Annotated in this window: 14 protein-coding genes and 2 tRNA genes; 14 read left to right on the forward strand and 2 right to left on the reverse strand. The window is 42.3% G+C overall.

Annotated features, from left to right (window positions below; genetic code table 11):
• Window positions 1-301, reverse strand: a 301-nt coding sequence (locus T489_RS13720) for a hypothetical protein (protein WP_037319633.1), incomplete at its 3' end; no start/stop codon positions are given.
• Window positions 302-744: 443 nt separating this feature from the next.
• Between T489_RS13720 and eno the strand changes: the two genes are divergently transcribed.
• From eno to T489_RS0110310, 7 genes are all read left to right on the forward strand, one after another.
• Window positions 745-2,055, forward strand: coding sequence for a phosphopyruvate hydratase (eno, locus tag T489_RS0110280; RefSeq protein WP_031579952.1), 1,311 nt, complete (start codon window positions 745-747; stop codon window positions 2,053-2,055).
• Between the two features lie 154 nt (window positions 2,056-2,209).
• A complete protein-coding gene (locus tag T489_RS0110285; protein ID WP_051622021.1) occupies window positions 2,210-2,497 on the forward strand; it encodes an FtsB family cell division protein in 288 nt (95 codons plus the stop codon).
• Entirely contained in the window at window positions 2,484-3,179 is a 696-nt protein-coding gene (gene ispD, locus T489_RS0110290; RefSeq protein ID WP_037319637.1) for a 2-C-methyl-D-erythritol 4-phosphate cytidylyltransferase, read from the forward strand. The genes T489_RS0110285 and ispD overlap by 14 nt, the downstream gene beginning before the upstream one ends.
• Before the next feature lie 2 nt (window positions 3,180-3,181).
• Window positions 3,182-3,655, forward strand: coding sequence for a 2-C-methyl-D-erythritol 2,4-cyclodiphosphate synthase (gene ispF, locus T489_RS0110295; protein ID WP_031579955.1), 474 nt, complete (start codon window positions 3,182-3,184; stop codon window positions 3,653-3,655).
• A gap of 10 nt (window positions 3,656-3,665) precedes the next feature.
• Window positions 3,666-4,415, forward strand: coding sequence for a 5'/3'-nucleotidase SurE (gene surE, locus T489_RS0110300; RefSeq protein WP_031579956.1), 750 nt, complete (start codon window positions 3,666-3,668; stop codon window positions 4,413-4,415).
• 2 nt (window positions 4,416-4,417) lie between these two features.
• The gene (locus T489_RS0110305) at window positions 4,418-5,041 is read left to right on the forward strand and encodes a YqaA family protein (protein WP_031579957.1); all 624 of its coding nucleotides are present in this window, start codon (window positions 4,418-4,420) and stop codon (window positions 5,039-5,041) included.
• Window positions 5,042-5,047: 6 nt separating this feature from the next.
• Window positions 5,048-6,133 carry a peptidoglycan DD-metalloendopeptidase family protein gene (locus T489_RS0110310; RefSeq protein ID WP_051622024.1) on the forward strand — a complete coding sequence of 362 codons (1,086 nt, stop codon included), beginning with the start codon at window positions 5,048-5,050 and terminating at the stop codon, window positions 6,131-6,133.
• Between the two features lie 97 nt (window positions 6,134-6,230).
• Here T489_RS0110310 and mutS read toward each other — a convergent pair whose 3' ends face one another.
• Window positions 6,231-8,792 (reverse strand): DNA mismatch repair protein MutS, encoded by a 2,562-nt coding sequence (mutS, locus tag T489_RS0110315; protein ID WP_031579959.1) that lies wholly within the window; start codon window positions 8,790-8,792, stop codon window positions 6,231-6,233.
• Between the two features lie 128 nt (window positions 8,793-8,920).
• Here mutS and T489_RS0110320 point away from each other — a divergent pair, with 128 nt between their 5' ends.
• The 7 genes from T489_RS0110320 (at window position 8,921) to T489_RS0110350 (ending at window position 15,079) form a co-directional block, all read left to right on the forward strand.
• Window positions 8,921-9,415 (forward strand): CinA family protein, encoded by a 495-nt coding sequence (locus T489_RS0110320; RefSeq protein ID WP_031579960.1) that lies wholly within the window; start codon window positions 8,921-8,923, stop codon window positions 9,413-9,415.
• 331 nt (window positions 9,416-9,746) lie between these two features.
• Window positions 9,747-10,862 (forward strand): recombinase RecA, encoded by a 1,116-nt coding sequence (gene recA, locus T489_RS0110325; RefSeq protein ID WP_031579961.1) that lies wholly within the window; start codon window positions 9,747-9,749, stop codon window positions 10,860-10,862.
• Between the two features lie 73 nt (window positions 10,863-10,935).
• On the forward strand, window positions 10,936-11,409 hold the full coding sequence (locus tag T489_RS0110330; RefSeq protein ID WP_031579962.1) for a regulatory protein RecX: 474 nt from the start codon (window positions 10,936-10,938) through the stop codon (window positions 11,407-11,409).
• Between the two features lie 179 nt (window positions 11,410-11,588).
• Window positions 11,589-14,219 carry an alanine--tRNA ligase gene (gene alaS, locus T489_RS0110335; RefSeq protein ID WP_031579963.1) on the forward strand — a complete coding sequence of 877 codons (2,631 nt, stop codon included), beginning with the start codon at window positions 11,589-11,591 and terminating at the stop codon, window positions 14,217-14,219.
• A 141-nt stretch (window positions 14,220-14,360) separates the two neighbouring features.
• Entirely contained in the window at window positions 14,361-14,567 is a 207-nt protein-coding gene (gene csrA / locus T489_RS0110340; protein WP_031579964.1) for a carbon storage regulator CsrA, read from the forward strand.
• Window positions 14,568-14,887: 320 nt separating this feature from the next.
• Window positions 14,888-14,978: transfer RNA gene (locus tag T489_RS0110345), tRNA-Ser, on the forward strand.
• A 24-nt stretch (window positions 14,979-15,002) separates the two neighbouring features.
• Window positions 15,003-15,079 (forward strand) — tRNA-Arg (locus T489_RS0110350).
• The last annotated feature ends 18 nt before the right edge of the window (window positions 15,080-15,097 follow it).

The raw sequence follows: 15,097 nt of genomic DNA on the forward strand, positions 1-15,097 counted from the left end.
CAGCCTGTGAAAACTCAAGTTTGTAACGGGTGAATCTGCCTTTTGATTTTACCTTATCAATTACCCTTGTTGTTTTAAGCTTTTCGAGGATTGGATACTGGCTCAAAAACTTCTCGGTCCATTCGATTGTTCCTGTAAGCTCTCCTCCCGTAATCTTACCCACAGTCAAGGTTTTTCCTTTAACTCTGACCGACATGTGACGTTCAGAATCCCATACATTTTCGTAGGAACAGACATATGTGTATTTGCCATTTCTGTTGAACAACAGTGGGGGAAGAGCGGGAGCATCAATAACAGCCATAATTTTTCCTATATAGTTACATGTATATATGTACCTATGATATCATAAAAAACAAAAGAAGTCCCCATTATTTGGGGCATCTTGGAAATTTATTTTTTAAATGTAACTATATCTTCAAAGAATAGTTTTAAGGAAAGCATGTCCTTTTTTGTTTGTGCACATAAATCCTTATCACCAGAAAAGGTTATTCACAGCTGAAATATTATTTTTTACACGGCCGTATGAGTGTTTTTATTTAAGAGTTTAAAAAATGTTCAAAAAGAAGAATCAGCCCACAAAACGAAAGGGAATGTAATATTGAATTTTTTATTAAAGCTGAGTATAATTAACGCGAAAATTTTCAGATGATATTCAAAAGTCTATCGGGAAATTAGACCTGTTTTTTTAGTTCTGTGAATAACAGAAAATTTACGTAAATTTATCCAATAGAGGATTTAATAATAATGGCTAAGATTGTAAAGGTTATTGGTCGTGAAATCATCGACTCTCGTGGTAATCCTACCGTAGAAGCTGACGTTTACTTAGATGACGGTTCAATGGGCCGTGCAGCAGTTCCATCTGGAGCTTCTACCGGTGTTCGTGAAGCATTAGAACTTCGTGATGGCGATAAGTCACGTTTCGGTGGTAAGGGTGTATTAAAGGCTGTTAAGAATGTTAACGAAATCCTTGGACCAGCAATCGTAGGTATGGATCCAGTTGATCAGCGTGCCGTTGATAAGGTTATGCTTGACAAGGATGGTACTCCATTCAAGAAGAATCTTGGTGCTAACGCTATCCTCGCTATTTCATTAGCTGTTGCTAAGGCTGCCGCTGCTGCAAAGAAGGTTCCTTTATACGAACACATCTCTGACTTAAACGGTACTCACGGCGTTTACTCAATGCCTCTTCCAATGATGAACATCATCAATGGTGGTGCTCACGCTGCTTGGTCAATGGATATGCAGGAATTCATGGTTCAGCCAGTTGGTGCTAAGACCGTTCGTGAAGCTATCCGCATGGGCGCTGAAATTTTCCACGAACTCGCTAAGGTTCTTAAGGCTAAGGGTCAGCCTACCACTGTAGGTGATGAAGGTGGTTATGCTCCTAAGCTCGCTGGTACTGCTGATGCAATGGCTGCTATCAAGGAAGCTGTTGAAAACGCTGGCTACAAGTTCGGTGAAGACGTAACTTTAGCTATGGACTGTGCTTCTTCTGAATTCTATGATGAAGCTGCTAAGCTCTACAGAATGAAGGCTGAAGGTAAGGACTTCACCTCTAATCAGTTAGCTGACTTCCTGGCTGACCTCTGCAATCAGTATCCAATCATCTCTATCGAAGATGGTCAGGCTGAAGGCGACTGGGACGGTTGGAAGTACTTAACCGACAAGATCGGTTCTAAGTGCCAGCTCGTTGGTGACGACCTCTTCGTAACCAACCCTTCAATTCTCAAGGAAGGTATCGAAAAGGGTATCGCTAACTCAATCCTTATCAAGGTTAACCAGATCGGTTCTTTAACTGAAACCTTAGACGCTATCCAGATGGCTCACAAGGCTGGTTACACTGCAGTTATTTCTCACCGTTCAGGTGAAACCGAAGACTGCACCATCGCTGATATCGCAGTTGGTACCGCTGCTGGCCAGATCAAGACCGGTTCATTAAGCCGTTCAGATCGTATGGCTAAGTACAACCAGTTAATCCGTATCGAAGAAGAATTAACTGCTAAGGGTATTGATGCTCCTTTCGCTGGTCGTAAGGCTGTTAAGGGTCAGAACTAATTCTAATCCTTAGGATTATTTAGTTTAGATCTTGAACCTCCCGTAATTGTTAGGTTGCGGGAGGTTTTTTATTGTTCATGTCTATATGTAATAATCCTGTCAATATATTATAATATGCACGATTATCGTCCATCCCTTGTTTGGAAAAGATACCATGCGACTTATTAACATTATTCTGACTGCCGTTATAGCTCTTCTTGTGTACAATTACATCAGCGGACGTAACGGTTATCATCAGAATCTCCAGATCGAAAATGATTTGATTAAAGCACAGGACCATACCCGTGTGCTTCAGGAAAAGAACGACATGATTCAGAAGGACATTAATAACCTCAGAAACAACAGTAATCTTGAGACCATTGAAGATATAGCCCGTTCTGATCTTGGTATGATAAAAGAAGGTGAAACTTTTTATCAGGTAACCGGAGTTGATAACAAGTAAAATGAAATTAGATGTGGTAATACCTGCTGCAGGTGTCGGCAAAAGAATGAATGCAGGATTCCCGAAGCAGTATCTTAAGCTCGGAAATCAGACTATTCTTGAGAGAACCGTATCCGTGTTTATGGATATGAAGGATGTTGTTGACAATATCATTATTGTTGTCAGCAGGGATGATGACAGATTTCGTGAATTCGGTTTTGAAAAGAACAGTTGCGTAAAAGTATGCATTGGCGGCACTGAAAGAATAAACAGTGTTCTTAACGGACTTCACTGTGCTGAATCTGAATATGTTCTGGTTCATGATGCTGCACGCCCATGTGTACTTCCTGATGATATTCGCAGACTCATCAGTGCCGGATGCAATGATAACGGGGCTATACTGGTATCAAGGGTTGCCGATACAATGAAGAGAACAGATGAAAACAATTCAATAATTTCAACTGTTTCCAGAGAGCATCTGTTTCACGCGCTGACTCCGCAGCTGTTTAAAAGAAAGCTTTTAATTGATGCGTACGAGAATGCCGTGTCTTCCGGAATCGTTCTTACTGATGAGGCTTCCGCCATGGAAAGTGCAGGTTTTTCTCCAAAGGCGGTTATAGGCGAGGCTTCAAACATAAAGGTTACCGAACCGTTTGACATGAAGCTTGCTGAATTTTTCTTGAAACTTAATAACAGGTGGTAAAAGTGTTTAGAATTGGTCATGGATTTGATGTTCATAAGTTTGGCGGTGATGGTCCTGTTACTTTAGGCGGAGTGAAAATTGAGTATGAAAAGGGACTGATTGCCCATTCTGACGGTGATGTGGTTCTGCATGCTTTGGCTGATGCACTGCTTGGCGCAGCTGCTTTAGGAGACATCGGCAGACTTTATCCTGACAATGATGATGCCTATGAAGGAATCGACAGCCGGATTCTGTTAAGGGATACTGTAAAGAGAATTCATGAGCGTGGATATCACGTGGTCAATGTGGATATTACCATTCTTGCTCAGGCTCCGAAGATAGCTGTTCACGAAAGAAAAATGTGTGAAAATATTTCTGCTGACTTGCAGATTGGTATAGATTGCGTGAATATCAAAGCTACAACCACTGAAAAGCTTGGTTTTGTTGGAAGAAAAGAAGGTATTGCTGTAGAAGCTGTTGCACTGCTGGAAAAATAATATGAAACCTCTGAATATCCTTATCAGTAATGATGATGGTGTTTATGCGGAAGGCATAGACGTGCTCTATGCCTATCTTAAGAAAGCCGGTCACAAGGTAAAGGTTGTTGCTCCTGACAGAAATCAGAGTGCCGCCAGTCATTCTCTTACTCTTGAATATCCGTTGAGGGTGCAGAAAATAAACAAGGAAGATTATCTGGCTGTAAAAGGAACTCCAACAGACAGCGTGTACCTGGCTGTTAACAGTCTTCTGGACACGAAACCCGATATCGTGATTTCCGGAATAAACAACGGGGCAAATCTGTGTGACGACGTTATTTACTCAGGTACTGTTGCTGCGGCAGTTGAAGGAAGAAATCTGGGGTTGCCGGCAATTGCTGTTTCATTATGCGGAAATACTCATTATGACACCGCGGCTGAGATTGTGGGCAGAATTATTGACAGAATAGAAGAATGTCCAATTCCGTCTGACAGAATTCTGAATATTAATGTCCCTGATCTGCCTGTTGAGCAGGTTAAGGGGGTAAGGGTTACCAGACTTGGCAGAAGAATGAGCTCAGAAAGTGTAATTGAGGAAAAGGATCTTCGAGGACATCCGATATACTGGATAGGCCCTCAGGCAGATGCGCTGGATAAGGCTGAAGATACAGATATCTACGCCATATCTGAGGGGTATGTTTCTATTACACCTCTTCATATTGATTTAACGGCTTATCAGGTTCTTGACGACCTGTCAGGATGGATTTCAAAGGTTTACTGATAATGAAATTATTTGAAAAATGCTATGACAAGTGTATAGAACTGGCACAGCATAAATATGCTGTGTGGTTTCTCACGGGAAACAGTTTTATCGAGTCAATTTTCTGGCCTATACCTGTTGACATTATGCTGGCTCCAATGTGTCTTGCCAATCCTGCCAGGGCGTATCGTTTCGCCTTTTTAGCCACGGTTTCATCAGTTCTCGGGGCTATAGTGGGATACTATGTCGGTTATTATCTGTATGAACTTTTTCTTGTGGATTGGTTCAATTCTCTAGGGTGGTCTGAGGCTGTAGGAACAGTACAGAAATACTTACAGCAGTTTGGTGTTTTTTTCATAGTGATAGGTTCTTTTACCCCAGTTCCATACAAAATTGTGGCCATCTGCTGCGGATTGGCAGCTGCCAACCACAATCTGGATATACCTACATGGCAGCTGGAAATATGGATGTTTATCCTGGTATCATTTCTGGGGCGCGGAGCCAGATTTTATCTGATTGCCATGCTGCTTAAACTTGGTGGCAGCAGGCTTGCTCAGAAAATCAGAAAATATATTGATATTATAGGCTGGTTAACCATAGCTGCTGCGATTTTGTTTATTGGTTGGTATGCTGTTTTTAGGAATTAGTGCTTGATGAATAAAAATTGGTTGTTTGTTTCCGGCATGATTCTGTTGGTAATTACCGGATGTGCAACGTCTGACAGACCGTATTCACCTGCGGACCTTACAGGCGTTAAACAGGTTCCGTCAAGGACGGTTAAAACTCAGCCTAAGCGTCAGCAGGCGTATTCATCTTCAACCAGAAATACGACAGCTGCCAGAGGGTATTATGTTGTCAAGCCCGGTGATACGCTGTATTCCGTAGCTTTTGCCAATAATATGGATTATCAGACGCTTGCACTTATAAATGGTATAAAGCCCCCATATACAATCAATGTGGGACAGAGATTGCTTACTGATACGGTAAAATCAGAACAGAAGTTATATCGTGTCGTTAAAGGCGATACTGTTTACAATATTTCCAAAAGACATAATCTGACACCTGCCCAGCTTGCTTCCATGAATGGCATTGATAAGAATTTCAATATCAGAATAGGCCAGATGCTGGTAGTCGGCAGAAAATCATCAGCTGCTGCAGCCAAACCGGCCGCTGCCCAGAACATAACCGTTGCTCCTGTATCCGTTGCTTCATCAGGTAATAAGGTAAGTTCGGCTCCTGCATCATCAGCCAGAAAGTCTGGTTCGTCAGCTCCTGCAATGTCTGCGTCGTCCAAGCCGGCAGCATCTGTGACATCTTCTTCCAAAAAGGATAATTCTTCATCATCTGGTTATCAGAATGTGGCCAAAAACAATGCCAAGGTCAGATGGACCTGGCCATACAATGGAAAAATCATTGAAGGCTACAGCAGAAATAATAAAGGGATAGATATTTCCGGAAATAAAGGTGACAGTGTAAGAAGTGCCGCTAAGGGAAAAATTGTATATGCGGGAAACGCTTTAAGAGGTTATGGCAATCTGATTATTATCAACCATGATGGTGACTATCTCTCTGCATATGCTCATAATGATGCCATTCTGGTTGCAGAAGGTCAGTCTGTAGAATCAGGACAGGTTATAGCCAGAATGGGCAATACTGATGCAAAGTCGGTCAGACTTCATTTTGAAATACGTCATAATGGTGAATCAGTTAATCCGCTCAGTTATCTGCCGAAAAAGTAGTAAGGCTCGAGAATAGAGAAGGCTGTCAGTTTAGACAGCCTTCTCATTTTTTTAAGAAATTTCAGTCTGTATAAAACGGAAACTTTTCAGGATGAATCTAGATTTCCTTTACCTTATCAGTCAGAGCATAGATGAGGTTGAGGGCATCTCTGGCTGAAAGTGTGTCAGGATGAAGAGATTTCAGAGTGCTGATAATGTCTTCAACTTCTGCTGGCACTTCCGGAGATGAAGAGGCTTCAGCAATGTTCTGATTACCGGTACTTAAATGCTCGGTGGTAAATGATTTCATTCGCTTTCTGGCAAGTGATATTATGGTGTTTGGAATGCCGGCGAGAGCAGCTACTTCCAGACCGTATGAGCTTGTTGCCGAACCGTCTTCAACATTATGTAAAAATATAATACTGTCACCGCTTTTCTGAGCACCAAAATGAACATTTCTGACATTTGCAAAGGATTTTGCCAGTTCGGTAAGTTCAAAATAGTGAGTTGAGAACAGCGTGTAGCAGCCTTTCTTTGCAAGATACTCTGCAACAGCCCATGCCAGTGACATGCCGTCAATGGTACTTGTTCCGCGCCCGATTTCATCCATAAGAACCAGACTCTTGCTGGTTACCTGATTGATAATGCTGGATGTTTCAGTCATTTCAACCATGAAGGTTGATCTGCCCGAGGCCAGATCATCACTTGCGCCTATTCTTGTAAAGATCTTGTCCACATCCGGAATAACAGCTCTGGAAGCGGGTACAAATGCCCCTGCATAAGCCATAAGTGTTATCAGGGCACTCTGTCTCATATATGTTGATTTACCGCCCATGTTAGGTCCGGTAATCAGTAACAGTGTTGAGCATTCGTTTAAGGAAGATGTATTTGCAATAAACGGATTGTTAAGCACCTGTTCTATTACAGGATGTCTTCCCTGTTCTATCAGGAAATCTCTTGAAGGGGTGAATTCGGGACGGACATAATCATTCTGCTGGGCTACTGAAGCAAAAGAAAGAATCATGTCAAGGTTTGCCAGTTTTTTGGATATGTCAATCAGTGTGTTAAGATAAGGTAGCAGGGAGTCCAGAAGCTCATCATACAGTTTCTTTTCCAGTGCCAGCGCTCTGCTCTGGGCAGTAAGGGTCTGTTCCTCGTATTCCTTAAGTTCCGGAGTAATGTAACGTTCAGCATTTTTCAATGTCTGTCTGCGGATGTAGTCGTCGGGAACGGCATCTGAATTAGCCTTTGTCACTTCTATGTAGTAGCCGTGAACACGGTTGTAGTCAACTTTCAGAGTTGTTATGCCTGTTCTCTGTTTTTCTCTTTCTTCAACTTTTTTGAGAATATCCACTGCACCGTCAGTGAGCTGTCTCAGATAATCAAGTTCTTCGTTGTAACCGTCAGCAATAACGCCTCCTTCTCTGATCACGATAGGAGGGTTTTCCTTGATAGCCCTAGACAGAAGTTCCGCAAGTTCGTTGATGGTCGGGATGGCATTTGCATAAGCTGCAGTGTTGCCTGAGTAGGATGACATAATGTTTTTCAGATCCGGCAGCATAATCAAAGCCTGTCTGATTTTGCATAAATCTCTCGGTCTGAGGTTTTTCAGCGCAAGTCTTGCCGTAACTCTTTCGAGATCGCCTGCTTCCTTAAGTAGATCGGAAATCTGGTCTACCGCATCATTTTCAATGAATTCGTCTATAAGATCATGACGGCTGTTAATCAGCTGCAGATTTTTTGGAGGCTGCAGAAGGTTTCGTTTCAGCATTCGTGACCCCATAGGAGTTACACATTTGTCAAGAATTGCCGCCAGAGTGTGATTCTGACCGCCCTGAAGATTTTCCACCAGTTCAAGATTCTTTTGAGAATTCGCATCAAGATAAATGTATGATGTGTCAGCTTCTGTTTTGAGTGAGGTTATGTGCAGCAGAGTGGTTTTCTGAGTTTCACTTACGTAATTCAGCAGAGCTCCGGCTGCACAGATGCCAATTGATATGCCGTTAAGTCCGAAACCGGAAAGGTCTCTTGTATTAAACTGTTTACAAAGCTTTTTAAAGCAGGTGTCATAGTCGAAGTCCCATACCGGTCTGCGTCTGAGTCCCTGATATGAGGCAATTAAATCATAAGATTTAAAACTTTCTGAATACAGCAGTTCAGCAGGGTGGAGTCTCTGCAGAATGGATTCAAATGCGGTGACGGTTTCTGCTTCGTAGCAGTAGAAATCTCCTGAACTCAGGTTGATATAGCTGACTGCATATGTGAGCTGGTCACTGCATACACACACAATGCAGTTGTCTTTTCTTTCAGTAAGAAGATTATCATCCGTAACGGTTCCCGGAGTGATGATTCTGGTTACTTTTCTTTCCACAATTCCTTTTGTAGCTGCCGGATCACCTATCTGCTCACAGATTGCCACGCTTTCGCCGTGTTCGATAAGTCTTGCCAGATAGTTGTCAACAGAATGAAAAGGGACGCCTGCCATGGGAATCGGCTCACCGTTGTATGTGCCTCTTTTGGTTAGAGTTATGTCCAGTATTTCAGCGGCTTTTTTGGCGTCATCAAAAAAGGTTTCATAAAAGTCGCCCATTCTGTATAGCAGAATTGTTTCAGGGTACTGACTCTTAACGGAGATATACTGCTGCATCAGCGGTGTGGCATTGTTTGATGAAGTAACCATGATTGTGTATTTGATTTATGATAAAAAAGAATTAATTTGAGTTAAATTACCGAATCAATAGTTTATCATAATTCAAAACAAACTAGAAAATTAAGGGGGAAAGTTTGATTATGCTGACGGAAAAGTGTATGAACGAATTACTTGAACTTGCGGCTGATCTTGGAAAAATGCTGAAGAATGGCGGAAAAATCATGTGTACCGCCGAGTCATGTACAGGTGGACTTATAAGTGGTTTTATAACAGAAATCAGCGGTTCGTCAGAGTGGTTCGACAGAGCTTTCATTACATATACAAATGAGGCCAAAAAGGATATGCTGGGTGTGTCCGTGGCAACGCTGGCTCGGTTCGGAGCTGTGAGTGAACAGACTGTAAGAGAAATGGTGAAGGGAGCGGTCAGCAGTTCCTTGGGTACTGTAGGTGTCGCTGTATCAGGAATTGCCGGACCTACGGGAGGTACTCCTGACAAGCCGGTGGGAACAGTATGGATGGCATGGATGTATCCGGACGGAATAATTGAAGCCGAATGTCAGCACTTTGCCGGTGACAGACAGTCGGTAAGACTCCAGACCGTGAAAAAGGCTTTTGAAGTACTGCTTGATAAAATGCCAAAACATATGAACTGATCAGAGCTTTTTTGAAAGTATGAAAATATCAGTGCCGAGAAAAGGTTAAACAGCCGTTTTAACAGAACCGATCTCAAAATAGAGAAACATTTCTTTATGATAATGGACTTTTTGGTAAATTCAACTAACAATATGGCTGGTGCGTTTATATGTTTAATGGTCAAAAATAATGTGGAAAGTTGTATTTCATGCATTATGTGATTTGGATAAGGATAAAAAATATGTGTTAATTACAAAATAATTATTGACGTTGTTTAATAATAAATTTATACTTAACACATAAAGTTTTTAGATTGATGATTTTGTTCAGATAGTAAGGTGGTTTAAAAGTATGGCGGTAAGTAAGGTAGAACAGGACAATAAGCAGAAAGCTTTACAGGCAGCGATTGATCAGATTAACAAGCAGTTCGGTAAAGGCTCCATCATGCGTCTTGGTGACAACAAGCAGATGGATATTGAAAGCATTCCGACGGGGTCTCTTTCTTTGGATATTGCTCTCGGTATTGGTGGTTTACCTTGCGGACGTATTGTTGAAATTTACGGTCCTGAAAGTTCAGGTAAAACTACCTTAACTCTGGAACTTATAGCTCAGGCTCAGAAGATGGGGAAGAGCTGTGCGTTCATTGATGCTGAACATGCGCTTGATCCTATTTACGCCTCAAAGCTTGGTGTAAACATCCAGAACCTTTATGTTTCACAGCCTGATAACGGAGAACAGGCTCTTGACATCTGTGATACTCTGGTACGTTCAGGTGGTGTGGATCTGATTATTATCGACTCCGTTGCCGCTCTGGTGCCAAAGGCGGAAATTGATGGTGACATGGGGGATTCCCATATGGGACTTCAGGCGAGACTTATGTCTCAGGCACTGCGTAAGTTGACCGGCAGTATCAAGCAGGCCAACTGTATGTGTGTGTTCATCAATCAGCTTCGTATGAAGATTGGTGTTATGTTCGGTAATCCTGAAACCACTACCGGCGGTAATGCACTCAAGTACTACGCATCTGTCCGTCTTGACATCCGCAAGGGCGCTCCTATTAAAGATGGTGAAGACGTAATAGGTAATGAAACAAGGGTTAAGGTTGTTAAGAACAAGGTTGCACCTCCATTCAAGACTGCTGATTTCCAGATTCTTTACGGTAAGGGAATCAGTATGGAAAGCGAAATAGTGGATCTCGGTGTTAAGGCTGATATTATTGAAAAATCAGGCGCCTGGTTCTCTTACAAGGGGCAGAAGATCGGTCAGGGCAAGAATAATGTCATCAAGTATCTTGAAATCAACAATGAAGTAAGGGAAGAAATTATTGCCAAGATTAGAGAGTACTATCAGAGTCATAATGATTTCTCCATCTCTGCAGAAGCGGATGCCGCTGAAGACGTCGCAGGTGTTGAAGCGGTAGATCTTCCTCCTGAGCTTGAGGTAGCGGAAATCCCTGAAGATTTATAATTTAATCTCATGTTACGGCCCCGGCTGAAATACGTTCAGACGGGGTTTTATGTTTTTGATAGGAAGGTTCGGAATGACAGATAAATCGCTGGAAAAGGCATTTGCCTATGCCCTGAAACTCCTTGCCAAAAAGGATTATTCAGTATATGAGCTTACTGGAAAATTAAAGTCCTACTGTAAAAACAGTGAAGAAATACGGAATATTATCACCAGACTGCAGGAACTTAATTATCAGAGTGACGCGAGATGTGCGGAAATGCTTGTCCGTCATTATACTGGCAGCGGATATGGCAGACTTAAGATATTTTTTGAAGCAAAAAACAGAGGTGTTAAACAGGATTTGATTTCGGCATGTCTTGAGGAAATCGGCACAGACTGGGAATCCCTTGCCAGAGATGTGCTTGTGAGAAAATATGAAAATCCCGGAGCTCTTGATTATAAGGAAAAGCAGAAAGCAGTGGCTTTTCTGGTCAGAAGGGGATTTACTCCGAGTGAGGCATTAAAAGGTCTTAAAGAAGCCGCGGCTTACGCAGCAGAGGAAGATTAAATTTTTATGAGGATGACATATGGGCAGAACCGGCATATTGTCAGGTGCTTTTGTGATTCCTTATTTTTTAGGCCGGAAAAGTTTTTGTTGTTCTATTGGCCAAAATACCGAAAAAAATATATAATCTACGCAAACTAAATATTTAGTATTTTTATCACGAAAATCAATAAAGGCTTAATATGTACATGACAACCTCAGAGATTCGCAAAGCGTTTCTCGAATATTTCCATTCACATGGTCATGAGGTGGTAAGTTCAAGCTCTCTGGTACCACATAACGATCCTACGCTGTTATTTACCAATGCTGGTATGAATCAGTTCAAGGACGTTTTCCTGGGTAAAGAGCTTAGAAGTTATTCCCGTGCTACAACTGCTCAGAGATGTGTTCGTGCAGGCGGTAAGCATAACGATCTTGATAATGTTGGTTATACTGCCCGTCATCATACATTCTTTGAAATGTTGGGAAACTTCAGCTTCGGTGATTATTTCAAGAAGGATGCGATCCATTTCGCTTGGGGCTTCTTGACCGGAGTATTAAAGCTTCCTGCTGAAAAGTTAACCGTTACCGTTTATCAGTCAGACGACGAAGCTTACGATATCTGGAATAAGGAAATCGGTGTTCCTGCAGAACGTATCGTAAGAATAGGTGACAATAAGGGGGCCCCATATGCCTCTGATAATTTCTGGCAGATGGGGGATACCGGTCCTTGCGGTCCTTGCTCTGAAATTTTCTACGATCACGGTGCGGATATCTGGGGCGGCCCTCCAGGATCAGCTGAAGAAGACGGCGACAGATTTATCGAAGTATGGAACATTGTATTCATGCAGTACAATCGTACCATTGACGGTGAATTTCATAAGCTGCCTCGTCCGTCAGTTGACACCGGTATGGGACTTGAACGTATTGCTGCCGTAATGCAGGGAGTTCATTCCAATTACGAAATTGATTTATTCAAGGATCTTATTTCCAAGACTGCAGCCGTATTATCAGTAACAGATCTGACCAATAAGTCTCTGAGAGTAATTGCTGACCATATACGTTCATGTTCATTCCTGATTGCTGACGGAGTCCTTCCTTCAAACGAAGGCAGAGGATATGTGCTGAGACGTATCATCAGACGTGCTGTTAGACACGGTCGTCTGCTGGGTGCAAAGGATGTGTTCTTCTATAAGCTTGTTGCTGCTCTGGCCGATCTTATGGGGGATGCTTATCCTGAACTCAGAACTCACAAGGATCTGATTGAAAAGACCCTTAAGAAGGAAGAGGAACAGTTTATCAGAACTCTGGACAGAGGTCTGACCCTGCTGAACGAACAGCTTGAAGCATTAGGTGATTCCAAGACTATTCCTGGTGATGTAGTATTTAAACTCTATGACACCTACGGTTTCCCTGTTGACCTTACCGCTGATGTGGTAAGAGATGCCGGTTACGTGATTGATCTCGATGGCTTCAACAAGGAAATGGACAAGCAGCGTGCGCGCGCCAAGGAAGCCAGTGCTTTTGAAGTAGACTATAACTCACAGTTGAAGATTCAGAGCTCAACAGAATTCGTAGGTTACAGCAAGTTAACTGAAGAAACTGAAATTGAAGCCATCTTTAAGGGCGTTGAAAACACCGATGCTTTATCCACTGACGAGCAGGGCGTGATTGTTCTGAAATCAAGTCCGTTCTATGCCGAATGCGGCGGTCAGGCCGGAGATATTGGTGTAATTAAGGCTGATGACAATTTTGTTTTCAGAGTTAGTGATACCAAGAAGGCCGGTAATGCCATCATTCATATCGGTAAGGTTGAGTTAGGCTCATTTGTTCCTGGAATGAAGGTTGTTGCCGAAGTAGACAGAGACAACAGAAAGCTTACCTGTGCTCATCACAGTGCAACCCATCTGTTGCAGGCTGCCCTGCGTCAGGTTGTCGGTACTCACGTAAATCAGAAAGGCTCATCAGTTAATGCTGAACGTCTGCGTTTTGACTTCTCTAACAACGAACCTTTAACCGAACAGCAGATTGCCGAGGTTGAACTGCTTGTTAACCGAGCTATTGCAAATAACCTTGATGTTATAACAAATATCATGGATCTGGAAGAAGCTAAAAAGACTGGTGCCATGGCATTGTTCGGTGAAAAGTACGAACAGCAGGTACGTGTAGTGTCAATGGGAGATTTCTCATGTGAACTGTGCGGCGGTACTCATGTAAGCAGAACAGGTGACATCGGATTCTTCAAGATTCTTTCTGACAGCGGTATTGCAGCCGGTGTAAGAAGAATTGAAGCCGTAACCAATCTGGCAGCGTTAAGTTATGTTCAGAAGCTTACCAGTGAGCTCAGAAACAGTGCTGAACTGTTGAAGAGTGAAGTATTTGCTGTTTCCGACAAGGTTAAGGCGGCACTTGACCATACCCGTGAACTTGAGCATGAAAATTCAGCCCTTAAGGAAAAGCTTGCGCTTTCAGCAGTGTCTGGATTGATGAACTCAGTTACCGAAATCAATGGTGTCAAGACTCTGATTGCAACCTTTGACGGAGTTGAGGTTAAGGAAATGAGAACTTCATTGGATGACCTCAAGAATCGTCTGAAGAGTGCTGTAATTGTTCTTGCTTCTGTTGTTGACGGCAGAGTATTCCTGATTTCAGGGGTAACCAAGGATCTTACTTCAAAGGTTAAGGCAGGTGATCTCGTTAACCACGTTGCCAGCCAGATTGATGGTAAGGGCGGCGGTCGTCCTGATATGGCTCAGGGGGGCGGTACTAATGTTGCCAACCTGCCAAAGGCTATGGAAAGTGTAGCTCTCTGGCTTGAAGAAAGATTAGGTTAATATTTCTTAAATAAGCAACAAATCATAAAAAAGAGTTCTATTTTGATATAGGGCTCTTTTTTTATGGATAAATGATCACAGGTAATATAGAATATGTAGTATATACTTAAAGAAAGCTGTCATGATGTAAGCGGGTGAACAATGCTAATTTTAACAAGACGTTTAGGTGAAGCGATAACAATTGGTAAAGATGTTAAACTTACCGTATTAAGCATCAAGGGTAATCAGGTTCGTATCGGCGTGGATGCTCCAAAAGAGGTGAGTATTCAACGTTCAGAGTTGATTGAAAAGAAGGAAAACGAAGAAAATTCCGAACATGCTGATATTGGGGAATCAACGGACAAGTAGTACTATCCTTTCACCGGTATATTATCTATAGTTCAAAACAGGGATGCTGATGCTCAGTCTTCAGTGTCCTTTTTGTTTTCAGATAAACAAAAATCTGTTCTGAATTTATTTTTTGAAGCAGTATTATGCATTCTTTTCTGTCATACGATCCGTAAACTCTGTATTTGAGTATTTGACTGTCTTTTTTTATACTTACGTGTGTATTTTGTTTAAAAAAGTTGCAAACAGACTGAAAAAGTTAAAAAAAACAGTTTTTTTAACTGTTATGGCTTGACAATATCTGTGAACATTGTAAAATTACGCCCACAAAGAAACTTGATGGTGAGATGACCGAGAGGCCGAAGGTACTCCCCTGCTAAGGGAGCATACCCCAAAAGGGTATCGAGGGTTCGAATCCCTCTCTCACCGCCAGGTTTGACAAAACATTTAAATAGGGCACCCTTAGCTCAGCTGGATAGAGTACTCGGCTACGAACCGAGCGGTCGAAGGTTCGAATCCTTCAGGGTGCGCCATTTAAATTCGATTGTGAG

The organism is Ruminobacter sp. RM87 (assembly GCF_000701925.1).
Classification (GTDB): Bacteria; Pseudomonadota; Gammaproteobacteria; order Enterobacterales; family Succinivibrionaceae; genus Ruminobacter; species Ruminobacter amylophilus.